This window comes from Sphingobium sp. TomTYG46, from assembly GCF_055396345.1.
This window is the reverse complement of record NZ_AP027325.1, coordinates 860,159-883,473: the sequence shown is the minus strand read 5'-3', so window position 1 is coordinate 883,473 and position 23,315 is coordinate 860,159. Positions and strand designations below refer to the sequence as shown.

Genomic DNA, 23,315 nt, shown 5'->3' with positions numbered 1-23,315 from the left:
GGCAGCAATCCTTCTTACACACCCAATTGATGGCGAACGGTCAGCGCGGCCCCATGCGGATCGCGCCGTCCAGACGGATCACCTCTCCGTTCAGCATCGGATTTTCAATGATATTCTGAACCAGCTTCGCAAATTCTGCTGGTTTGCCCAGCCGCGAAGGATGCGGCACCTGCTTGCCCAGCGAATCCTGCGTCGCCTGCGGCAGGCCTTGCAGCATCGGCGTCAGGAAAATGCCCGGCGCAATCGTCATCACGCGAATGCGATGTTGCGCCAGGTCTCGCGCGATCGGCAGCGTCATGCCCACGACACCACCCTTGGATGCGGCGTAAGCAGCCTGACCGATCTGCCCGTCAAAAGCGGCGACAGACGCCGTATTGACGATCACGCCCGCTTCCTCCCCGTCCACCCCCGCGGCGGCGAGCTTGGCGGCAAAGCGGGAAATGACGTTAAAACTACCGATCAGATTGATCTCAACGGCCTTGCGGAAAGCGTCCAGCGGAGGGGGCGAACCATCCTTGCCCACGACACGGAAACCCGGCGCCACGCCAGCGCAGTTCACCAGCACACGCGGCGTCCCCAGCTTCGCCTCTGCCGCCGCCAGCCCCGCGTCCACGGACTGGGCGCTGGTCACGTCCACATGATGGAAGCTGCCGCCCAACCGTTCGGCGAGCGACGCGCCAGCTTCCTCGTTCAAATCGAAGATCGCCACGCGGGCGCCAAGCTCGGACAGCCTTTCAGCAGTCGCACTGCCCAGCCCCGAAGCGCCGCCGGTGACGACAGCGCACAGACCCTTAATGTCCACGACCGTTCCTCCGTGGCTTAGAAATCAAGGCTGAAGGACTGGTCGAACTGAACGAAGCGGCGTGCGATCTTCCAACCGTCGCCGGTCTTCACCACCGTGTCCCGCTGACGGCCGGTCACGACGATCTTGGAACTCATCGGCGCTTGCCCGGCATTGACGTTCATGAAGGCATATTCGGCATGTACCGCGCCGTCCTTCTCGGACACGATCATGTTGAAATTATAATGGCGGTTCTTGCCCTCGGCCTGATTGTCCGACTCCTTGGCATGCTCGACCTGAGCCTCGATGCCTTCATAGCGGATGGGCAGGCCTTCCAACTCCGTCACCACCTCGGGCGCGAAAACAGCGGCAAGCCCTTCCCAATCGCCAAAGTCGGAACAGCGGGTGAAACGCGCGACCAGTTCCTGAATCGCGATCTTGTCTTCCAGCGTGATCATCTCAATTCTCTCCGTTGAATTATTTTTCGCCATACCAAGGGAAGAAGGGCGGCATCTGCGACGCCTTCCCCGTGAATTCCGCTGGCCGTTTTTCATTGAAGGCACGAACACCTTCGCGGCCGTCCGCCTGACTGGTGTAGAACACCGCCAGCGATTCCGTCAGATGCGCCTGCCATGGATCGGGCTGCGCGCTATTGCGGTTCAGCATCTGCCGGATCAGCGCGATCGAAACGGGCGAGCGATCCTTGACCAGCGAGCGCGCAAAGGCCTTCGCCTCCTCGACCAGCGTCTCGGCCGGGAACACACCACGGACCAGGCCCTTGTCGTGCGCTTCGGCGGCATCGAAAATGTCGGCCTTGTAAGCCCACTCCATCGCCTGTTCCAAACCGACAATGCGCGGCAGGAAGAAGGACGAGCACGCTTCCATCGTGATGCCCAGCCGTCCAAAAACAAAGCCGAAGCGCGCCTTGTCCGATGCGAAGCGGAAATCCATCGGCAGCAGCATGGTCGATCCAATACCCACCGCCGCGCCATTCACCGCGCCAACGATCGGCTTCAGGCAATCATACATCGCCATCGCCACGCGCCCGCCCGTATCCCGCACGCCCTTCAGGATCGCCGGATCATCACCGCGTTCGCGCAGATCTTCCATCGTCGGCGTCATGCTCTCGTCCAGGCCAAAGACATTGCCGCCGACCGACAGGTCCATGCCTGCACAGAAAGCACGCCCCTCGCCCGTCACCACGATTACGCGCACCGCATCATCCTGGCTCGCCCGGCCATAAGCGTCGACCAGCTCCTCGCACATCTCGACCGTAAAGGCGTTCAGCTTGTCGGGTCGATTGAGCGTCAGCAGCAGCACGCCGTCATCCTCGACCTCATAGCGGATTGTATTGTAGCTCATGCTCATGCCTCCCCGGTCAGCGCCACGGCGCGGCCCAGCGCCTCGCGGCATTCGCGCACGATGCGCTCGATCAGTTCGGCGCATGTCGGAATATCGTCCATCAAACCGATCCCAAGCCCTGCCCAGACCAGCCCGCCATCCACTTCGCCGCTTTCCAGCGCCGCGCGCCCTCGCGCACCGGCGACCAGCGGCCGGATATCCTCGAACGTCGCACCGGGCTCCCGTTCCTTGACGTTCACCTCCTCGGCGACGGCATTGCGGAACACGCGCGCCGTGTTGCGCAGCTGGCGGAAGATCAGCGTCGTGTCGCGCTCCGTCCCCTGCATCACCGCCTGCTTGATCGCCTCATGGATAGGCGCTTCCTTCGTCAGCATGAACCGGGTGCCCATCGTCACGCCTTCAGCGCCTAATGCGAGCGCCGCCGCCATGCTGCGCCCGGTCGCCATGCCCCCTGCCGCCAGGATCGGAATCTCCAGCGCGCGCGCCGCAGCCGGGATCAGCACCATGCCCGGAATATCATCCTCGCCCGGATGACCCGCCGCTTCGAACCCGTCGATCGACACGGCATCGACGCCCGCCCGTTGTGCGGACAGCGCATGGCGGACGGCAGTGCATTTGTGCACGATCTTGACGCCCGCCTGCTTGAAGCGGGCAATGAACTCGGCGGGACTACGCCCGGCCGTTTCGACCACGCCAACGCCCGATCCGGCGATGACTTCCGCATAGGCCTCGTAGGGAACAGGCTGTGCGGTCGGCAAAATGGTCAGGTTCACGCCGAACGGCTTGTCGGTCATGGTCCGGCACCGCTCGATCTCGGCGGCCAGCGCCTCGGGCGTCGGTTGCGTCAGCGCCGTCAGTATGCCCAGACCACCAGCATTGGACACCGCCGAAGCCAACTCCGCGCGGCCCACCCACTGCATGCCACCCTGGATGATAGGATAGCGCGTGCCAGTAAGCTCGGTAATCCGGGTCTTCATTCCACCATTTCCCCTTTGATCAGGCCGCTTCCGCCTCGCTCCATCCCAATTGGGCGAGCAGGGGATATTGCGCCGCCAGTTCTTCTGCATGCGCTGATGCGGCCGTTCCGCGTAGTGCCCTTGCCTTAATGCCATGATAGATGGCCGCAAGCCGAAAAAGAGCGAAGGCGCGGTAGAAGCCGATATGGTCGATCCCGTCCCGCCCGGTCCTGCGGCAATAGGCGGCTATATACTCCTCCTCGGGCATCAGCTTCAGCGCGGCGAAATCGGCGCCCCGCAGGCCCGACAGAATGGCGGGTGGCAGCCGGTACATCATCAGGTGATTGACGAAATCCGCCAATGGATGGCCAAGCGTCGAAAGCTCCCAATCCAGCACCACCGCGACGCGTGGCTCAGTCGGATGGAACACCATATTGTCCGCTCGATAGTCGCCATGGACGATCCGGCTTTCATCCCCTGCGGGGATATTCGCTGGCAGCCATTCGATCAGCCGATCCATGTTGGCGTCGCGGCCAGCCGCCTCGTCATTCAGATATTGGCGCGACCACCGCGCGATCTGCCGCTCGAAATAATTGCCCTTCTTCCCGAAATCATCGAGGCCTAGCGCCACGGGATCGAAATTGTGAAGCTGAGCCAAGGTCGCGTTCATCGCGTCGAAATAGGCAACCCGTTCCTCCGCCGCGACATTCTCAAAACGCGAGTTCCAGAAGACACGCCCTTCGACGCACTCCATGACATAGAACCAGCTGCCGATCACCGCATCGTCCGTGCATAGCCCGTAAATGCGGGGCACCGGAAAACCTTCCTTGCCCAGCGCCGCGATCACCCGCGCCTCGCGATCCACGGCATGGGCGCCGGGCACCGTCACGCCGGGCGGCTTGCGGCGCATGACAAAGGAACGTCCCGGAACGTCCAGTCGGAAGGTCGGATTGGACTGCCCGCCCTTGAACTGCCGCACGGTCAGCGGCCCTTCCGCCTCGGGCACATGCTCCTTCAGCCATGCCCGCAAAGCGCCTTCATCGAAACGATGCGCCTCGCGCACTTCGGAAAGCCCGGCGTTCAGTTCCTCGGCATTCATGACTTCGCCAACGCCTCGCGCTTGATCTTCTTGGCGAGCGACCATTTATGCACCTGGGTCGGCCCATCATAGATGCGGAAGGCGCGGATTTCGCGGAATACCTGCTCAACGATCGTGTCATGGCTCACCCCGGTTCCGCCCATCACCTGGACGCACCGATCGGCCACCCGGAACAGCGTTTCGGATACAGCCACCTTCGCCATGGAGCTTTCGGTGATCGCCTTTTCGCCTGAGTCCAATACGTCCGCGCACCAATCGATTATCAACTCGCATTGTTTCAGGTCGATCAGGTTGTCGGCCAGCATGAAGCCAACGCCCTCATGGTCGATCAGCGGCTTGCCGAACGCCTGCCGCTTCACCGCATAGTCCGTGGCAATCTCATTCGCCCGTATCGCAGCGCCAAGCCAGCGCATGCAATGGGTAAGCCGCGCCGGGGCGAGCCGGATCTGCGCATAGGCAAAGCCCTCATGCGGCGCGCCCAGGACAGCTTCAGGCGGCAGACGTAGGTCGTCAATCTTCACCACCGCATGACCGCCCGGCATCGAACTGTCGATCGTGCCGATCAGCCGTTCCTGCACCAGCGCCGGATGCGGCAACGGAACCAGGAACATAGTCGCCGCCGTCGCGTCATCATCACGCTCCGTCTTCGCCATCAGGATCGCAAAGCTGGCCCCGGCAAATCCAGTCGCGAAAGCCTTGCGCCCGTTGATCACCCATTCGCCGCCCTCCAGCCGCGCACAGGTCTGCATCATCGACGGGTCCGATCCGGTCCCGCCTTCCGCCGCGAGCTCCGTCATCAGGAAACAGGAGCGCCCATTCCCCGCAACCATCGGATCGAGATAGCGGCTCTTCTGCTCTGCCGTAGCGACCCTGCCCAGCAGGAACATATTGCCTTCGTCGGGCGCATTGGTGTTGCAGGCGAGCGGCCCCAGCGGCGACAATCCCGAAGCGCGCAGCACCCGCGCCGTTGTCCGGTGGCTAAGATGCGTTCCGTCCGCGCGGATATGCGGCGTCAGGACACCCGCCTCCCGCGCTTTGGCCCGCATTTCCTGCACCAGCGCATCCAGCGGACCATGATCATCCCGACGACCGTCCGTCTCATATGGAACGACCACGTCGCGGACAAAATTCTCGACCCTTCGAGCAATCGCCGCATCATCCTCATGATCTGCCATGGCTTGTCTCCGCTCCTCTCGTTGCTTGGCGCTTGCCAAGGGAAGAACCGCAATGCAAGGTGCAATTAGAAAGCCATATAAGAGCTTTCGCGCCCGTCATAGCATGGCAGGTCGCGCGGAGAGGACCGATAAAGAGATGAAGCATCTGCAACTCCGCAAAGAAGTGCATCACGGCAGGCTGGTCAATTGTCATCAAGATCGCCCCGCAGACATTTACGCCATGTTCCTGGACGCCGTCAGCCGATCGCCCGATGCGATCGCACTGGTCGATGGCAACGATCGGTGGAGCTACGCCTTTCTCGCCGCCCGCGTCACCGCCTGTGCCGCGCGTTTGACATCACTCGGCCTCGCGGCGGGTGACAGGCTCGCCATCCTGCTCTCCAACCGTGCCGATTATTCCACCCTGCTTCTGGCGGCAGCAAGACTCGGCCTGATCGCCGTGCCCATGAATATCCGCCAGCGCGCGCCCGAAACCGCCTATCTGCTCGATGACAGCAGCGCTGCGGCCATCATCTATGACGATGCGCTGGAAGACCAACTGCCCGGCCACTCCGACCACCCCCAACTGCGCCACTGGCTCCGCTATTCCGACGAAGCTGCCCATTGGTCCAACGCCACACCCGAAGCGCTGACCGACGCCCCACGCCGATCGGCCGTCAGCGAAGATGACCCCTTCTGCATCCTCTACACCTCGGGCACCACCGGCCGCCCCAAGGGCGCGGTTCTCACGCATCTCGGCATCGTTACCATCTGCATCGGCAGCCAGCAGCACCTGCAATTGAAGGATGGGGAGTCGATGATCCTCGCCGTCCCTGCCTCGCACGTCACCGGGATCGGCCTCATCCTGATGCTCAGCATCCGGGTCGCGGGGAAGGTGGTGATGCAGCATGCGTTCAAGGCTCGCCCCTTCCTGGAACTCGCGCAGGCCGAACGCATGAGCTACGTCATCATGGTCCCGGCCATGTACAAGCTATGCCTGATGGAGCCTGACTTCGCGGACTTCGATCTGTCCAGCTGGCGCATTGGCGCGTTCGGCGGGGCGCCCATGGCCGAATCCAGCATCGAAACATTGGCCGCCCAGCTGCCGCAACTAACGCTGGTGAACATCTACGGATCGACCGAAACCTCCTCCCCCGCCGTCATGATGCCGCTTGGCGACTGTCCCGCTCATCCGGACAAGGTCGGCAAGGCTCTGCCTTATGCCGACATCATAATCATGGATGGGGAAGGTCGCGAACTCCCATGCGGGGAGCAAGGCGAAATCTGGATTGCGGGCGCGATGACGATACCGCGCTACTGGAACAACCCCGAAGCAACGGAACGGGGCTTTACCGGCGGCTATTGGAAATCGGGTGACATCGGCACGATGGACGCGAGCGGCTATATCCGCGTGCTCGACCGGATGAAGGACATGATCAATCGCGGCGGCTTCAAAATCTATTCGATCGAGGTCGAAAACATGCTCATGTCGCATGAGGCCGTTACCGAAGCCGTCGTGATCGGCAAGCCCTGCCCTGTCCTGGGCGAACGGGTCGAGGCGTTCGTGGTCGCGCCCGGCCAGGTAGACGGCACTAGCCTGCGCGACTTCTGCGCACGGCATCTGTCCGACTACAAGGTTCCCGACCATGTCTACATCGTGGAGGGGCCGCTTCCCCGCAATGCCAACGGCAAGCTGTTGAAAACCACGGTTCGCGAATGGCTGCCCCAAACGCTGGTCAGCGATCCCACATGAAATACATCAATCGTTGTCATAACTTGCGGCGAGGGCCGGAATAAGTTAGGCCTCACCTAGTTACCGAGCCGCCTCAGCTTTCCCTGTTTACAAATTAAGGGGCGGTCAGCGATGTAGGTACTCAGGAGAGTTCACATGACCACCCAGTTCCGCCCAGTCGCCCCGCCCCAGATCATCGAGAACGCCTATACACAGGACCAGCATCGCCGCATGCTGAACGTCGTGCGGGAAAACGGCCCCTGGTCGTTGATCCTGGCACAACATTTCAAGTCACCGGAAGAAGTCGTCGCGACTACCTCCGGCGGCCTTCCGGCAGGCTTTACCCCCACATGGGACATGTTCCTTTCGCCAGTATTCCGTGGCTATCTCGCGCAAGGATCGACAGTCCAGCATCCTGATATCGAAGACTGCTTCTTCAACAAGAAATTCCTCGATCTGGTTCGGGGATATTGGAAGGCCGAATACGCCCGGCCCGAAAATATGCTGTTCAACATTCAGGGGCCGTGTCCCGGCGCTGGAGCACCCCATGTCGACGGCACCCGCTTCCGTGGCATCTCCATGCAGACATCCCCCGTATGGCTGATGAACATCATGGTGAAGTCCGGCCTGTTCGAACATTGGCGCGCGAAAAAGGCGCAGGTTATCACCTGGTATTATAAGGGCAAGGTCGGCGGCGGCTTCAACTACTGGCCCGATGGCCCGCAAGGGCAGCCTGCCCAGATCAAGGCGCCGATGTGGGGCCGCGCGGTCGTCGTTGAAAATGAAATGATGTACCACACGGCGGAAGCCAGCGGCCCCGCCGCCCTGCGCCGACCCGAAGGGCTCGCGATCAATTCGCTCATGAGCGCGGATCCCGAAGATCCCAATGGCTGGCAGATCACCACGGACGGCAAAGTCATCCAGAAGATACCGGAAGACGAGTTCCGCTTTCTCATCCATTGGGGCGCGGACATCTTCATGGACTATAGCGAACTGAAGCGCTCGCTCGACCACACTGACGACATCAGCCATGATCAAATATTCGACATGCTGATCGCCGATCTGCGCGCACGCGGCGCCACTTTCGAGGTGCCCAGCGATCCGCTCACCGATCAACAGTTCATCCGCTTGCTGGTCCAGGCCTATGATCCCGGCAAGCCATCCAGCTTCCCCCCGGAACCAGAGGAAGCACTGGCGGCCTGATGGCTCTCACCTTCGGCCTGGCGGGCAGGACCGCGCTCATCACCGGCGCGAGCAGCGGGCTCGGCGCGCATTTCGCGCGCACGCTCGCTGCGGAGGGTGTTGAACTGGTCCTCGCCGCCCGGCGGGGCGACCAGTTGGAAAGCCTTGCCGCATCGCTCCCCCACGCGCGCGCCATTTCGCTCGACGTGCAGGACGTCGCCTCCGTCGATCGCTTGTGGGAAGAGGTCGGCGCCGTCGACATCCTGATCAATAATGCGGGCGTCGTAAGCGCTGGTCCAATGCTTGATCAGGATGCGTCGCAATGGGATCGCGTCATGGATACCAATGCGCGCGGCGCCTATCTGGTCGCGCGCGGGGCGGCGCACGCCATGATTGCGGCAGGTCGGCCGGGCAGCATCATCAACATCGCGTCCATCCTTGGCCTACGGCAGGGCGCACAGCTTGGCCCCTATGCCATTTCAAAGGCCGCCTTGGTGCAGATGACCAAGGTCATGGCACTGGAATGGGCGCGCTACGATATCCGCGTGAACGCCCTGTGCCCCGGCTATATCATGACGCCCTTGAACGAGCATTTCTGGGGAACGGACGCAGGCAAGGCGATGATCAAGCGGATACCGCAGCGCCAAATAGGAAGCCCGGAAAATCTGGACGGCGCCCTGCTCCTGCTAGCGTCCGATCTTGGCTCCTACATCACGGGAGCGGAACTGGTGGTCGATGGCGGGCATCTGGTGAGCTCGCTCTAACCCCCTCCGCCTCTCCGGAACCCATGGCTGGACTCTTGACGCCGGGTGCATCGCTGTTGCTTCCTGCCGCGCGGAAGGAACCCGATGCGCATTCTCGTTCTCGGCGCGACTGGCTATCTCGGATCGCACCTCGCCCGCCATTGCAGAGCGTCCGGCCATCAGGTGACCGGCCTCAGCCGCACAAGCAAAGGCGATCGCGCGCTTATCGATCATGGCATAACCCCTCTACGGGGTGACCTGTCGCATCTGGACGCCGTCATCGACGTGATGCGCCAGCACGACGCCACCATCTATGCCGCCCAACTGCTCCTTCAGCAGGAACATGACACCGTCAGAAGCTTGCTCAATGCAGCTGACGGGCGCGGTCACCAGTTCATCTTCACCAGCGGCACCGGCCTCCTGTCGCAACGCACGGACGGCCTGTGGAGCGAGGACAGTTTCGCCGAAGACGACCCGTTCGAACCCTCCAAATATATCGGCCTCCGGTTTGACACGGAAAATATCGTCCGCCGCGCCGGATCATCGGGCGGATTGCGCGCCATGGTCATCAGGCCCCCGATGATATGGGGGCATGGCGGCTGCGGCCATCTGCGCATGTTCTACAGCGACGCCGGACGCACGGGCGAAGTCGGCTATCTTGGGCAGGGTCTCAATCTCTACTCCAACGTCCATGTCGATGACTTGGCAGAGGTCTACCGCCTGGCGCTGGAACAAGGTTCAACCGGCGCCCTTTATCACGCCGTCGCAGGCGAACTGAACAACCGCACTCTGGCGCAAGCAGTCGCCCGCGACCTCGGCATCGAGACGCGCAGCATCGACTTCACCGAAGGCGTCCGCCGCTGGGGAAAGTTCGAAACGCTGATCGGCATGGCGACATGCAGCCGATCCCGCAGCCCGCGCACCCGTCGGGAACTGGACTGGAGCCCCCGCCATCTCGATGTGTTGAGCGACATAGGCCATCCCGCCTATCAAGTGCTTGCCGGTCGATAGCTTCCGCCGATCCGGAAGAGGCGCAGCCCCGCTTTAACCGCGCCTCGTTGCGCGCTTGAGTAAAGCCACATTCCGGCGCGCGGCCCTTCCCGCCAGCAGCGCCATCATAGGAGAAGAGGTCCATGCAAAGCTGCGAAACCTTGTACGAAAGGGCCGACATCGCCCGCGCCGACCGTCCCATACGCCTCGGCTCCCTGCTCTTCACCATGGTCGAGCCACGCCCCGGCCATGAGGTCGCCTATAATCGCTGGTATGAGCGCGATCATTTCTACAGCGGCTGCATGATCGGCGCCTACACCGTCTCGGGCGCCCGCTATGTTGCGACCCGCGCGGAAAAGGCCAGGCGCTTCGGTTCAGGCACCATGGACCTGTCAAAGGGTTCCTATCTCGCGCTCTACTGGATTTTGGACGGGCATCATAAGGATTGGGACGCGTGGGCCGTTCGTCAGGTCAACGACCTCCATGCCACCGGCCGCATGTTCAAGGAACGCGACCATATCCACACCAGCTTCTACAATTTCGACGCGGAATATAATGCGCCCGGAAGCAGCATGCCGATCGAGCTGGCGCTCGACCGCCCCTATGGCGGACTCGTCGCCTTCATCGTCGATCTCAATCCCGGTAAGACCAGCGCGGACCTTTCCGCCCTGCTCCGCGCCCGCGACCTGCCGGGCGATGTTGCGCTGACCGGCTCCCCCCTGCCCCTCGATCCCACCAGTCCCAAGGATGTACCGGTTGAGGAGAATGACCGCGCCGTCTTCTTGAGCTTCTCGATCCAGGACCCCAAAGCCGTCTGGGACTCCGCCTATGTGCCGCTGGCCCAGGCAATCGAGGAAAGCGGCATCGGCCGCATCGCCATAGCCTCGCCCTTCATCCCGACGATTCCGGGCACCGACAGCTACACCGACCAGCTTTGAGAGCTAAGGGGCGGCTCAGTAACGACCGTCCCCTTACTGGATGCTCACCGCCCCGTTCCGGCGAATGCGATCATTATAGCGATAGATGACCGACTGCATGCCCGACAGCATCTGCCGCACATCATTGTCATTGCCGAACAGCGGATCGCCCACTACCCCGATGGCGTAGGAAGCAACGCCATGCGGCACCCGCAACGGCATGGCGATCGAATCCACCGGAATGGTCGCGCTCCGTCGGCACAGCGCAAACCCGCGCGCCCGCGTCGTCGAAATTCGGTCCACCAGATGCTTCATCAGCGTCGGACCCTTCGGCCCAAGGCCCAGCCGCTGCGTCCGGGTCGCCAGCTGGATGATGTCGACATTGGATTGCTGCGACAGCATTGCGGCGGCAAAATTGGTGCCCGGCCGCCAACTGTTGCGCTCAAAGCAGATCATCTCGGTGGAATAATAGGGCTCCGTATCCGGCTTCGCCGCCCAACCACCGGACATTTCAGCGACACTCTCCGACCAGCAGTCATTCTGTTGCGTGACGAAAACCGATCCGCCGGTTTCCCTCCGCATATCTTCCATCACCTCGTTGATCCGGCCGCTTCCAAAAAAGCTCTGCTCGATCGACGAAGCATTCGCGACCAGCTTGTAGGATGGTGCATAGAGCTTCGTCGCCTGGCTATAGGTGAGATAGCCAGTGCTCGCGAGCGTGCGCAAGATTTCGTCAGCGCTTGAATTGGGGATGCCTAATGCTTCGCTGATCTCGATCGTGCGCGCAGGCTCGCCCGACTTCATGAAATATTCCAGCACCTCCAACGTCCGCAGGCACGACTTCACGCTGCCCCTGCCGCCAGACCTGCCTTCCGCCTGTGAGTTAGCGCTCATCCCGCCTCCTACGCACTTCTTGCCAGCGTCGGCGCTGCCGATCACCCGGATTTTGCTATTCCCTACCATATTCCTGGCGCACCATGGATTCAAGCTTGGGAAATCCGCTCCGCCGCGATCCCTTACGCGAATATGGAAAGCCGCCATTGCCGGTCGCCAGCACAGCTTCGCTCCTCTCTACACTGCAAACATGCACGACAGACAAAGTCGCCCCCACATCAGGATGAAGCCTGTAAAACGTCGCTTTCGCAATGGCCGCATGCCGCTCAGCTATACCGAATGGACGCATGAAGGCGCCCCGCTCGCCATCCTCCTTCATGGCAGCCGGGACCATAGCCGCAGCTGGGACGCGCTGGCGAATGCCCTGCTTCCCGATTACCATGTGATCGCCCCCGATCTTCGCGGCCATGGGAACAGCGGCTGGTCGCAGGACGGGCGCTACGACTTCGCGGCCTATCTTTCCGATCTTGCCGCGCTTGCCGAACAACTGGCGCTGGGTCCGCAGCGTCAGGCCATCCTGATCGGCCACTCCCTCGGCGCGCACATCGCCTTGCGCTTTGCCGCAACCTATCCCGAAACGATAAGACGCATCGTCGCGATCGAAACCGTTGGCGCGCCTCCCGATATCGAAGCCTATCGCTTCAGCCAAAGCATCGAACAAACGACCCGCAACTGGTTTGAAGAGCGCCGCGCCGCTTCCCTTGCCACCCCGCGCATCTTCGCGTCCATGGACGAAGCGGTCGAGCGGATGTGCGAACGCCATCCCTTCCTCACCCATGCGCAGGCACGGCACATGACGCGCCATGGTCTCCGGCGGGCTGGCAAGGCTGGATGGCAGTGGAAGCATGATCCCTATCTCGCCGTCTGGGCATTTCCCGACATCTCCATGGAGGATGTCCGGGCATTGTGGCGCAACATCGCCTCCCCGACCCTCCTTGTTTATGGCGAACGCAGCTGGCCTTCGGCCCTGCCCGCCGATTTGCTCGCCCATCTCCCTGACGTGCGGGAGGTCTGCCTGCCCGGCAGCGGCCACTGGCCCCAGCATGACGCCTTCGACGCATGCCTGTCGGCGATCATGCCCTTCCTAGGGCCGATACGACATTCAGGAGATGGCGAGCCGAAAATGGTGATTTTCCGCGACCCGGAGCGCAGCGTACTCAAAGTACGTGAGCACCGGAAGCGCGGAGAACCGCCATTTGCAGGCCGCCAGAACTGAATGTCGTATCGGCCCTGGCCGAGTGAACCGCTATTCGTTGCTCTTCTTGGTCGCCATCACCCGAGGATCGAAGTGGTTGGCGGCCATCCATCCGCCATCCACGAACAGGCTGTGACCGGTCACATATTCCGACAATCCCGACGCCAGGAACAGCACGGCCCCCGCCACGTCCCGCGTCGTGCCCGGACGGCCGATCGGCAGCACGCTCGACTTCATCAGCGCACGGGATTCCGCCGTTTCGGGCAGGCGCGGCGTCGTGATGCTGCCCGGAGCCACGGCGTTGGCGCGAATGCCATGCCGTCCCCATTCGGTCGCCATCGACTTCACCAGATGCATCAGCCCCGCCTTGGCCGCGCCATAGGGCGCATGCATCGGCGATCCGACCGCGCCATCGACCGATCCGATGCAGATCAACGATCCCGGCACGCCACGCGCGATCATGGATTGGGCCACCGCACGGGCCGTCACGAAGAAATAGCGCAGGTTGCGGGACTGATCATGATCCCATTCCTCCAGCGTCACGTCGAGCAGCGGCTTGAACAGCGCCTGCCCGACGATCGTCACCAATATGTCGAGCCCGCCCAGCGCGCCTTCCGCATCCGCCACCGCTTTCTTGACCGATGCCTCGTCCAATATGTCGGCTTCGATCGCTATGCCCGCGCGCCCGATCGCCCGCACTTCGCTCGCGACCTGCTCGGCCCGCTCCATGACGCTGTCCAGCACGGCGACATCGCACCCCGCCTCCGCCAGCAGCAGCGCGCTCGCCTCGCCCATGCCACGGCCGCCACCAACGATCAGCGCCTTCTTTCCTTCCAGGCCCAGCAATGACACGCTCATCCTCCCCATCCTCTTTATTGCGCGCGCCAGCTCATGCGGCGTCGGCCAGGAACATCTTCTTGATTTCGGTCAGGCTGACTTTCAGAGACGGCGTACGCGGCAGCGCGTCCACGATCCGGATTTCCACCGGCACATGCGTCGGCGGCAGTTCCGCCCGCACATGCGCCAGCAGCGCCTGTTCATCCACTGCCCCTGCGCTCCGGCTCAATTCGACCGCAGCCACCGGCACCGCCCCCAACCGCGCGTCGGGGATACCCACCACCGAAGCATCGACCACAGCCGGATGCTGGCGCAGCACATCAACCACCCGCTCCGGCAATATCTTGAAGCCCCCGCGCACGATCGCGCCGTCATGCCGCCCGCGATGAAAGACATATCCGTCCTCATCAATCATCACCAGGTCAGTGGTCCGAACCCAATCAGGCCGCACCGACGGGCAGTGCACCTCCAGCAGTCCTTCGGTCCCCCGCGCCACTTCCGCGCCACTTTCGGGATCGATCGCGCGTATCTCCACGCCCGGCATGGGCAGGCCCGTGCTGCCCCGCTTGCTGTCCCCGCGCTCTGCCCGCATCTGCGGCGTCCAGCGGACGATAGTGCCGCAAAATTCCGTCGCGCCCATGCCCCAAAGGATCGGCAGATTATAGCGCTGCTCGAAGCGCTCTTGCAGATCGGGGTCCAGATAGGCCGATCCCCCGGACACGCTCTTCACGCTCGCCATGTCCTCTGGGGACACATTGGCGTCCATGATCATCGCGATCGCGGTGGGATTGAGGCCCAGCGTATCAGGCCTGTGGCGCCGCACCGCATCCACCAGGCCATCGACCGTGAACCGCTCCATCAGCACCAGCGGCGTGTTGTTGACCGCAGCGCCGGTCAGCAGGCACACGCCCCCCACCCCGCCCAGCGGCCAGATATTGATCTGCACCAGCGGCGCGCTGCCTGACTCCGCACCGGGCGCGCTCATCACCGCCCTTTTCAGCAGCTTGAGCGGCATGGGAATCCGCTTTGGCGTCCCCGTAGTCCCGCTCGACAGCACCTCGATCCCGCCATCGGGCAAGGCATTGTCGAACGAGGATCGCCTGCACTTCTCCAGCCCATCGACCAGCATGGGCGCATCATCGATCCCACCAAAAGCGATCCCCGCGCAACCAGCCTGCCCCGCCGCCTCCCAAAAGTTCGGCCAGTCCTGCTCGTCGGCCAATATCGCCGCAGCGCCCAAATTCTCGACATTGTCCGCAATCGCAGTCGCGGGCAGGAAGGGGTAGACGAAACTCACCGACCGCCTGTGCGCCAGCAGCCCCACCACCGCCGCCGCATGCGCCAGCCGGTTGCGGATGATGATACCGACCTTCGCCGATGGCGGGCACCCGGCGGCGTCGAGCAGCGCAACGACGGCGTCGCCATAGCGCGCCACCTCGCCCCAGCTCACCCACCGGCCCTCATACTCGATGCCGCGATCATCCCTATGGTCGCGCAGATTGGCGCGAAGCTGCTCGATAACGTCCTGGCTCACTGATGGTAGTCCTAACTGGCCGCCGTCCTTAATTGCGCACGCCTTCCAACAGACCCTTGAGGTTCGACGACATCACCATTTCCTTCTCGGCCATGGAATAGTTCGTCAACTCATGAAGGAAGTCGAGTGGGTGTTCAGTCCCCTCAGGGTGCGGATAGTCGCTGCCGAACAATATGCGATTGACTTGCATATGCGCCTTCAACTGCCCGAAATCATCCTCGACAAAGGGCGTCACGAAGATATTCCGATGAAATTGGTCAACGGGATCATTCATGAATTTCTGCGGCATCTGCCCATAAACATGCTTTAACTGCTCGATCAGCGGAATGACCCACTTCGCGCCATTCTCGACACTGACGATCCGCACTCCCGGGAAGCGATCGAACACGCCGCCGCAGATGATCGCCGCGATCGTGTCGGAAATCGCCCGCTCGATGATCCTCAGGCAATTGACGAACGGATCGGACTCAAACGGCAGCCACTCCGCCCCGCCGGTCCACATCTCGATCAGATGATCATAGTCGGAATTGGACGCATGAATCGACACGAAGATCTTCGCCTCCTCGATCCGTGCCCAGAATGGATCGAAGTCCTTGAGGCCCATCGACCGCCCGCCGCGATAGCCCGGCACTGGTGAAGGCCGGATGCAGATCGTCCGCGCACCCTGCTTGATCAGCCAGTCGGTCTCGGCAAGCGCCCGGTCCATGTCCGCAAGCGAGACCACCGGCACGCCGAACAGCCGGTTCTCGCGCGCAAAGCCCCATTCCTCGCTCGTCCACTGGTTGAGCGCATGCAGGGCATCATGCAGGAACTCATGGTCATAGCTCATCCACTTTTCGATCACCGAAAAGAGCGTTGGAAACATGAGCGCCGCGTGCACATTATGCCCGTCCAGCACCGCCAACCGTTCCTTGCCCGTCCGCCAGGATTCGGGCGGAGCGATCGGCTTCCCCGTCATCTGCCGCATCGTCAGGCCTTCAGGGTTCTCGGCCTTGTAATATTTGACGTGCGTCCCGGGCGCCGCGACCCGCTCAAAGGTGGGGTTGGGAATATAGTCCGAAATCTGCCCCTTGATCGCCAGCCGCTTGCGGCCATCCACTTCCACGAAGCGGAAATCCTTGTGCCACTTCTTGGGCAGATGCCGGAACAGCGCATCCTCGGGCTCGTAAAAATGATTGTCCGCGTCATACACGGGAAAAGGAAGGCTGGGCGTCGTCATCACAATGTCTTTCGGTCGGCTATGATAATTTGATGCTCTACTTGTCCTGCACCGGCCCGCTTCCGGTCAATTGAGCGGACCGGCTTTCCGGCTACCCGGAATCCCCGGATCGAGCCGGTTCCAGCGCTTTCACAAAGTCCGCGATCGCCGCGACCGCATCCCGCGCTTCGCCCGTTTCAGGCGCCAGCAACGGCCAGACATGCCCCGTGCCCGGCGCGACATGCAACGTGACCCGCCGATCCCCGAGCGCCAGCCGCGTGGCAAAGGCAACCGCCTCATCCAGCAACACCTCCGCTCCGCCCGTCAGCACCAATGTCGGCGGAAAGTCCGCCGGGTCCGCCTCCAGCGCCGAAACGAGCGGATCGCGCGGATCATGCCCCTGCAAATATAGCTGCGCGCTATCCAACACGGCGGCCTTGGAGAACATCGGATCGCGTCCCGCATTACGATCAAGGCTCTCACCCCCCGCCGTCAAATCCAGCATCGGCGACACCAGCACGGCACCCGCAGGCCGCTCACCAGCACGCGCTGCAACTATGCAGAGCGCCGCCGCCAACCCGCCACCGGCAGAGTCGCCCGCGACAACCACCGACTGCCTGTTCTCCAACCCGCGATACACCGCGACAACGGCGTGCAACGCCGCCGGGAAGGGGTGCTCGGGAGCCAGCGGGTAAAAGGGCAGGATGATCCGCCGCCCCGCCTCATCCGCGACCCTTTGCGCATAATCCACATAGGCAAGCGGCGACCCCAGCCGATACCCTCCGCCATGCAGGTAAATCATCTCCCCCCGCGCATCACACCCACGCGGCTCGATGACCAAACAACGCACACCACCAATAACCACCTCGCCCGCCCGCTCCACGGCATCGGCAGGACCAGCCGCCCGCGCCCGCCGCTCGATCAGCGCGTCATCGGCGGCATAGCCCGCCCGCAACGGCGGCAACTCCCAGGCACCGGCCCCCGTCACAGCACGAACACGCCGCGCGCCAGCTTGCCTTCCTCCAGATCGTGGAACGCCCGTTCGAAGTCGGCCAGATCATAACGCTGCGTCACCAGCTCATCCAGCAGCAGCTTACCCTGCCGATACTGCGCGATATAGGACGGGATATCCTGATGCGGCCGCGACGCCCCATAGCGGGCACCCATCACCCCGCGATCGACAAAGGAGAGCGGCGTCAGCGATACCTCCGCCATCGTGCCCGTCGCAGTCGTCCCGACGATAACGCAATTGCCGCCCCAGCCAAGGCTCGCCATGGCATCGTTCAGCACGCGCGTATTGCCGACGCATTCGAACGCCCAATCGACGCCGCTGCCATGATCGGGATTGCCGCCGGACACGATGTCCTTGATCCGCTGCGGCACATCGCCCTGCGAAGCATCGATGAAGTCGGTCGCCCCAAACTCCCGCGCCTTCGCCTCGCGTGTCGCCAGCAAGTCGATCGCGATGATCCGGCTCGCGCCCGAAAGCCGCAAGCCCTGCAATACGTTGAGCCCGATGCCGCCGATGCCGAACACCGCCGCCGTCTCGCCCGGTTTCAACCGCGCCCGGTTGACGACCGATCCCACCCCCGTCAGCACGCCGCAGCCTACGACGCAGGCAATGTCGAGCGGCACGGTCGGATCGATCCTGACCGCCTGATTGGCCTTCACCACCGTCTTCTCGACAAAGGTCGATGTCGCTGCAAAGCTCGACACCGGCTCTCCGTTACGGCTGAACGGCTGGGCGCGGTTGCCATAGGATTGGCGGCAATGGGTCGGCCTGCCGCTCTCGCACGGGCCGCAGCGCCCGCAATTGGCGAGCGTATGCAGCGCCACATGATCGCCCACCGCCAGTTCGGTGACGCCCGGACCCAGCTTCTCGACGATGCCCGCCCCTTCATGGCCCAGCACCGCAGGCGCAGGCCAATCGATGGTGCCGTTGATGACCGAAATGTCCGAATGGCAAATGCCGCTCGCCACGATGCGCACCAGCACTTCGCCAGCGCCCGGCTCCCGCACTTCAACATCCTCGACAAAACGGATCTTGCCCGGCCCTTCGTAGATCAGCGCCCGCATGTTCAGCCTCTCCCAACTTCATTCATCTGCTTGTCCGGATCACACGGCATCCCGCTCGCCGCCCGGCAGTGCCGCGCGACTGCGTCGCCCAGCGCAGCGATCCGGCTCAGCGGCAGCGACCGGTCGAAACCAAAAAGCGACAATGTACAAAGCACCGCGCCGTCCGCGCCGAACACTGGGGCGGAGATCATCATCACCGGATGCAGCCGGTCGGGTTGCGCCTCGATCATCAGATAATCCTCGCCCATCTGCCCGATCCGTTCCGCGACGCGCGTCTGCCAGTCTCCGGCCAGCGGTTCCTCCGCCATGCCAAGAACGGCGAGCCCCGTCGCCGCCTGCTCCGGACTGCGTTGCGTGACGGCATAGCCGCGCTGCCGCACCATCGCGAGCGACTGGCGCAGCCGGTCGGCATCGATCGCCCCCGCCGCCTTGGCGAGCCAGCTATCCACCTCCCGCTCACCCGCCCAGGCGAGGAAGGGCGTGCCCAATGGCGGGATCAGCGGCACCCGCTGCCCCACCGCTAGGCCGGGCATACGCCCCGGCCCTTCCGACGCAAGCGCGATCAGCCGGTCATCCAGCCGCGCGGTGAGCAGGCTGTCCAGGTCCAGCTCAGCCGACAAAAGCGCGATCTGGTTCCGCGCCGCCGCCACCACCGGATGGCATTGCAGCGCCGCATGACCGATCGCGATCAGCGCCGGGCCAAGGCGATAATCCTTCCCCCGTTGCGCCCTGACCAGATAACCGTCCCGCGTCATCGCGCCGAGCAGCGCGTGGCAGGATGCGGGATTAAGGTCCAGCTGCCGCACCAGCTCCGTCAGCGAATAGCCGCGCAGGGGCGCTGCCGCCATGAAGTTCAATATGTCGATGGCGCGTGACGCAGCCAGGGCCGGACGGGGCATCGCCGTTCCTTCAGCTCAATTCCAGATCGTCCCAATTCACCACCGTGCACATGCGGTGGTAATCGGGGCTGAGCCAGGGCGCGTTGACCTGAAGCCTGCGATGCTCCCGGTTCACATAATAATTCTTCTCGATACCGCCTTCGGGCGTCATCTGAAGCCAGTTCTGCGCCTCGGCATCCAGTGCGCGATTATAGCGCTCATACGCCTCTGGCTTCACATCGACGCGGCCCTTCTCTTCCTTCAACATGCGCATGACGCATTGCGCCGCATAGCTCGCCCAGATCAGCCACCATTGCGGCAGGCCGGTGCCACCGGTCAGCGGCTGCGAATTGGGGCCGTACAGCATGAACAGGTTGGGGAATTGCGGCACCATCATCGACAGATAGGCGCGCGGGCCATCGCCCGCGTCCCATATGTCGTGCAGGTCCTTGCCCTCCAGCCCCTTGTACCGCGCGGGCCAGAGATATTTGAGCACGTCGAATCCGGTCGCGGCGATGACGATGTCGAAGTCCCGCTCCGTCCCGTCCGCCATCACAAAACCCGTTTTCGTAAATCGCGCCACCGATCCGGCCAGCAACTCCACATTGTCGCGGGTCAGCGCGCGATACCATCCATTATCGACCACCGGGCGGCGCGACATGGGTGCATAATCGGGTATCAGCTTTTCGATCAGCTCCTCGCGCCCACCGGTTTCCTGCCGGATATAGTTGGTCAGGAAGGCGCGCAGATCATCATTGGCCTTGCTGACCTTGCCACCCTGCGCCTGCCACTCGCGATCGACGCGCTGTAAACGGTCGATGTCGAACAGCGGCATCGTCGCTGTATAGCGCGACCAGTTCCAGTAGCCGGGCATATTCTCATTGAGCCAGGCCAGTTCCGGCTCGATCGGCGCGCCATATTTCTCGCGCGGGCTGATCCATTGCGGGGTGCGCTGCACGACACTGACATGCCCCGCCTTTTGCGCCACCGCGCTCAACAATTGCACGCCGGTCGACCCATTGCCGATGATGGCGACCCGCTTGCCGCTAAGGTCCAACCCCTCCGGCCATGCGGACGGATGGATGATTTGACCGCCGAAATCCTGCACGCCCTCGATGTCGGGCAGCTGCGCATTGGCAAAGGTGCCGCACGCGGTGATCACCACATTGGCGACGATCTCCTGACGTCCGCCGGGCGTTTCGACGTCCAGCTTCCAGACGTTGCGCCCCTCGTCGAACACCGCGCCCTTCACATCATGGCCAAAGCGGCTGTTCGCCATCACCCCATATTTGCGCGAGACATGCTGGAGGTAGGTGCGCACATCCTCGCCCCGGTTGAAATGCTCGCCCCAGGGATAGAGCTTTTCGAAGCTATATTCATAGGTGATCGAAGGCGTATCGACCCGCACATCGGGATAGCGATTGATCGTCCATGTGCCACCCGCCTGAGGCTGACGATCCAGCAACAGATAGGGCAGGCCCAGCAACTCGCACTGCACCCCCGCCGCGATCCCCGCCGGTCCGCTGCCGATGATGACAATGCGGAAATCCTCTGGAATTTCGGGCTTTTCGCCGTCCCATTCGACGGCGCAGGGAAAGGAGCGGAAGCCCGGAAGGTCCCGCCGCGCCTCAAACTCGACATCCGTCATCTCGCCCGACAGCATCGTCATCAAGCGGCGCAGCTCGTCCTCGGGCGGCTCTGGCAAATCCACCGGACCGGCATTGTCCGCCAACCATTCGACCGCGCGCTCCTTCAGCAGCGCCTTCTGCCCGTCGCTCATCTGCGCAGCAGCAGGCAGGGCGGCAATCTCCTCATCCCCGCTGTTCTGATAGAGCGCGATCCGCAGAGCATTCAGGTCCGCCAGTTCAACCGCGCGCCGAATGCTGTCAGTGTCGATCGCCTTTGCCGCCGTGGCCATTCATCCCGTCCCATTCACTTTAGACGCCTGCGAACGCGCCAGCCTTGTTTTTTGCAATATCGAATCTTTGGACCGAGGTAAGCCGAACCCGCCCCAATTCCGCAATGCCGGAACGGATGCTTTTCGCAGGTCCTCAGTAGCCGAGGAAATTGGGCGAACGCCGCTCCATGAAGGCCCGCGCTGCCTCACTAGCATCATGCGAAAACAAACTGATCTGCGCATTCGCAGCCGCCTCCTGCGCCATGCTTTCCTCCAGCGCGATCGCCCCCGCTGCGTTGAGATTGCGCTTCATCGCCGCAAAGGCCGCCGTCGGCCCGCTCGCCAGCTTCGCCGCCAGAGCCGCGCACTCGGTCTCAAGCGCCTCATCCTCAACCAGCCGATTAACCAGCCTGCTCGCCAACGCTTCTTCCCCCAGCATCGGCTCGTCCAGCAGGAACATCTCCCGCGCCCGCGCCGCGCCCAGCAGCCGGGTCAACAAATAGCTGCCCCCCGGATCGCCGCACCGCCCGGCGCTGGCAAAAGCAAGCTTGAACTTCACCGTCCGCGAAGCGATCCGAAGATCACAAGCCGCCGCCATGACCAAGCCGCTCCCCGCCACCGGCCCACGCAAACAAGCAATCGTCGGCTTGGGCATACGATGGAGCAACAGCGGAATCTCGCCATGAACGCTCATCCGCGCGGCGGCTTCATCGGCCCGCATCGGCTCCGCCCGAGCCTCCTTGCCATCATCCGACAGATCATAACCGGCGCAGAAACCACGTCCCGCCCCCGCCAGCACCACACAACGCACCGCCGGATCGACGGACCAGCCCCGCAGCGTCAGCGCGATCTCGTCCAGCATCGCCTCCGTCACCGCGTTCAGCCGCTCTGGCCGGTTCAGCGTCAGCGTGGCAACGCCCCCCTCCACCTGCGTGAGGATGCTCATGAGTGCGACTTCACCTTGTCCATGCCCGCCACGATGAACTCGCCGGTCTGGCCATAAGCCGACGCATGGCCCAGCTGGTGAATATCGAAGCAGCTTTGCAGCGCCGCGCTCTGCCCCATGATGTCGAGCGTCTGGTTCACCGCCCGCTTGGCCATGGCGAGCGCATGGGGGTGCATCTGCGCAATCTCCCGCGCGAGCGCCAGCGCCTCGGCATCCAGCTCCGCGCGCGGCACGACCCGGTTCACCATGCCCCGCCGCTCCGCCTCAAGCGCCCCAATCGGCTTGGCGGTGAACAGCATCTCCTTCGCCTTGCGCGGCCCCAGCTCCCATGTGTGGCCATGATATTCGACCCCGCCGATGCCCATCAGCACCACCGGATCGGAAAAGCGCGCGTCATCAGCCGCGATGATCAGGTCGCACGGCCATGCCAGCAGCAGCCCGCCCGCGATGCAAGCGCCCTGAACCGCCGCGATCGAGGGCTTGGGAATATCCCGCCAGCGCCTGGAATAGCCGAGATAATGTTTGGCCTCCCATTCATGGATGCCCAGCAACCCGCGCTCCGGGATCGTCTCGCGAATCCGGTTGAACGACCCGTCGCGGATGGCGTCCGCGCTCACATCATGCCCGGCGGAAAAATGCTTACCCTCCGCGCGCAGCAAGATGACGCGCACGGACTCGTCCGCCGCCGCCTTTTCCCACGCTTCGTTCAGTTGCTGCAAAAAAGGTTCATTCTGCGCATTCGCCCGGTCGGCGCGATCCAGCGTGATCGTCGCCACCCGTTCCTCGACCGCGTAACGGATATATTCTACCATCTGCCTTACTCCTGGACCCTGGTTGCGCGCGATCGGCGCTGCGGGCATCCCGCTACCAGCGCCCTTCCGCACTACCGGAAGCGCGCTGCCGCCAAATTGACATCTTGCGCTTCAGGATGGCCAAGCAGGAAG

22 protein-coding genes are annotated in these 23,315 nt (G+C 63.1%); 6 read left to right on the top strand and 16 right to left on the bottom strand.

All coding sequences use genetic code 11. The features are described from left to right. Window positions 1-40: 40 nt before the first annotated feature. From ACZ5YV_RS17220 to ACZ5YV_RS17195, 6 genes are read right to left on the bottom strand one after another with little or no spacing between them, the layout of a single operon-like run. The gene (locus ACZ5YV_RS17220) at window positions 41-802 is read right to left on the bottom strand and encodes an SDR family NAD(P)-dependent oxidoreductase (protein ID WP_464789598.1); all 762 of its coding nucleotides are present in this window, start codon (window positions 800-802) and stop codon (window positions 41-43) included. Window positions 803-819: 17 nt separating this feature from the next. Next, window positions 820-1,239, bottom strand: a complete 420-nt coding sequence (locus tag ACZ5YV_RS17215) for a nuclear transport factor 2 family protein (RefSeq protein ID WP_464789597.1) — start codon at window positions 1,237-1,239, stop codon at window positions 820-822. A gap of 19 nt (window positions 1,240-1,258) precedes the next feature. Further along, complete coding sequence (locus tag ACZ5YV_RS17210; RefSeq protein ID WP_464789596.1) at window positions 1,259-2,143, bottom strand: crotonase/enoyl-CoA hydratase family protein; 885 nt, start codon at window positions 2,141-2,143, stop codon at window positions 1,259-1,261. A 2-nt stretch (window positions 2,144-2,145) separates the two neighbouring features. Further along, entirely contained in the window at window positions 2,146-3,120 is a 975-nt protein-coding gene (locus ACZ5YV_RS17205; protein WP_464789595.1) for an NAD(P)H-dependent flavin oxidoreductase, read from the bottom strand. Window positions 3,121-3,139: 19 nt separating this feature from the next. Then, window positions 3,140-4,243 (bottom strand): phosphotransferase, encoded by a 1,104-nt coding sequence (locus tag ACZ5YV_RS17200; protein ID WP_464789594.1) that lies wholly within the window; start codon window positions 4,241-4,243, stop codon window positions 3,140-3,142. Next, complete coding sequence (locus ACZ5YV_RS17195) at window positions 4,195-5,373, bottom strand: acyl-CoA dehydrogenase family protein (RefSeq protein WP_464789593.1); 1,179 nt, start codon at window positions 5,371-5,373, stop codon at window positions 4,195-4,197. The genes ACZ5YV_RS17200 and ACZ5YV_RS17195 overlap by 49 nt, the downstream gene beginning before the upstream one ends. A gap of 136 nt (window positions 5,374-5,509) precedes the next feature. On the opposite strand from ACZ5YV_RS17195, the gene ACZ5YV_RS17190 reads away from it, so the two are divergent. The 5 genes from ACZ5YV_RS17190 (at window position 5,510) to ACZ5YV_RS17170 (ending at window position 10,937) form a co-directional block, all read left to right on the top strand. Further along, entirely contained in the window at window positions 5,510-7,105 is a 1,596-nt protein-coding gene (locus ACZ5YV_RS17190; RefSeq protein ID WP_464789592.1) for a class I adenylate-forming enzyme family protein, read from the top strand. A 135-nt stretch (window positions 7,106-7,240) separates the two neighbouring features. Then, window positions 7,241-8,287, top strand: coding sequence for a hypothetical protein (locus ACZ5YV_RS17185; RefSeq protein WP_464789591.1), 1,047 nt, complete (start codon window positions 7,241-7,243; stop codon window positions 8,285-8,287). Continuing rightward, complete coding sequence (locus ACZ5YV_RS17180; protein WP_464789590.1) at window positions 8,287-9,030, top strand: glucose 1-dehydrogenase; 744 nt, start codon at window positions 8,287-8,289, stop codon at window positions 9,028-9,030. Before ACZ5YV_RS17185 ends, ACZ5YV_RS17180 begins: the two co-directional genes overlap by 1 nt. An 84-nt stretch (window positions 9,031-9,114) precedes the next feature. After that, window positions 9,115-10,020, top strand: coding sequence for an NAD-dependent epimerase/dehydratase family protein (locus tag ACZ5YV_RS17175; RefSeq protein WP_464789589.1), 906 nt, complete (start codon window positions 9,115-9,117; stop codon window positions 10,018-10,020). A gap of 122 nt (window positions 10,021-10,142) precedes the next feature. Continuing rightward, on the top strand, window positions 10,143-10,937 hold the full coding sequence (locus tag ACZ5YV_RS17170; protein ID WP_464789588.1) for a hypothetical protein: 795 nt from the start codon (window positions 10,143-10,145) through the stop codon (window positions 10,935-10,937). Between the two features lie 33 nt (window positions 10,938-10,970). On the opposite strand, the gene ACZ5YV_RS17165 is transcribed toward ACZ5YV_RS17170, so the two are convergent. Continuing rightward, window positions 10,971-11,810 (bottom strand): helix-turn-helix domain-containing protein, encoded by an 840-nt coding sequence (locus ACZ5YV_RS17165; RefSeq protein ID WP_464789587.1) that lies wholly within the window; start codon window positions 11,808-11,810, stop codon window positions 10,971-10,973. Between the two features lie 223 nt (window positions 11,811-12,033). On the opposite strand from ACZ5YV_RS17165, the gene ACZ5YV_RS17160 reads away from it, so the two are divergent. After that, on the top strand, window positions 12,034-13,026 hold the full coding sequence (locus ACZ5YV_RS17160) for an alpha/beta fold hydrolase (RefSeq protein ID WP_464789586.1): 993 nt from the start codon (window positions 12,034-12,036) through the stop codon (window positions 13,024-13,026). A gap of 30 nt (window positions 13,027-13,056) precedes the next feature. On the opposite strand, the gene ACZ5YV_RS17155 is transcribed toward ACZ5YV_RS17160, so the two are convergent. From ACZ5YV_RS17155 to ACZ5YV_RS17115, 9 genes are all read right to left on the bottom strand, one after another. Continuing rightward, a complete protein-coding gene (locus tag ACZ5YV_RS17155; RefSeq protein WP_464789585.1) occupies window positions 13,057-13,863 on the bottom strand; it encodes an SDR family NAD(P)-dependent oxidoreductase in 807 nt (268 codons plus the stop codon). A 31-nt stretch (window positions 13,864-13,894) separates the two neighbouring features. Continuing rightward, window positions 13,895-15,376, bottom strand: a complete 1,482-nt coding sequence (locus ACZ5YV_RS17150) for a class I adenylate-forming enzyme family protein (protein ID WP_464789584.1) — start codon at window positions 15,374-15,376, stop codon at window positions 13,895-13,897. Between the two features lie 28 nt (window positions 15,377-15,404). Beyond that, on the bottom strand, window positions 15,405-16,595 hold the full coding sequence (locus ACZ5YV_RS17145) for an amidohydrolase family protein (protein WP_464789583.1): 1,191 nt from the start codon (window positions 16,593-16,595) through the stop codon (window positions 15,405-15,407). Window positions 16,596-16,686: 91 nt separating this feature from the next. Further along, the gene (locus tag ACZ5YV_RS17140; protein ID WP_464789582.1) at window positions 16,687-17,562 is read right to left on the bottom strand and encodes an alpha/beta hydrolase; all 876 of its coding nucleotides are present in this window, start codon (window positions 17,560-17,562) and stop codon (window positions 16,687-16,689) included. Further along, window positions 17,559-18,650 carry an alcohol dehydrogenase catalytic domain-containing protein gene (locus ACZ5YV_RS17135; RefSeq protein ID WP_464789581.1) on the bottom strand — a complete coding sequence of 364 codons (1,092 nt, stop codon included), beginning with the start codon at window positions 18,648-18,650 and terminating at the stop codon, window positions 17,559-17,561. The genes ACZ5YV_RS17140 and ACZ5YV_RS17135 overlap by 4 nt, the downstream gene beginning before the upstream one ends. A gap of 2 nt (window positions 18,651-18,652) precedes the next feature. After that, a complete protein-coding gene (locus ACZ5YV_RS17130) occupies window positions 18,653-19,549 on the bottom strand; it encodes an IclR family transcriptional regulator (RefSeq protein ID WP_464789580.1) in 897 nt (298 codons plus the stop codon). 10 nt (window positions 19,550-19,559) lie between these two features. Continuing rightward, the gene (locus tag ACZ5YV_RS17125) at window positions 19,560-21,446 is read right to left on the bottom strand and encodes a flavin-containing monooxygenase (RefSeq protein ID WP_464789579.1); all 1,887 of its coding nucleotides are present in this window, start codon (window positions 21,444-21,446) and stop codon (window positions 19,560-19,562) included. A gap of 133 nt (window positions 21,447-21,579) precedes the next feature. Next, window positions 21,580-22,371, bottom strand: coding sequence for an enoyl-CoA hydratase-related protein (locus tag ACZ5YV_RS17120; protein ID WP_464789578.1), 792 nt, complete (start codon window positions 22,369-22,371; stop codon window positions 21,580-21,582). Then, complete coding sequence (locus tag ACZ5YV_RS17115) at window positions 22,368-23,183, bottom strand: enoyl-CoA hydratase (RefSeq protein ID WP_464789577.1); 816 nt, start codon at window positions 23,181-23,183, stop codon at window positions 22,368-22,370. The genes ACZ5YV_RS17120 and ACZ5YV_RS17115 overlap by 4 nt, the downstream gene beginning before the upstream one ends. Between the last annotated feature and the right edge of the window lie 132 nt (window positions 23,184-23,315).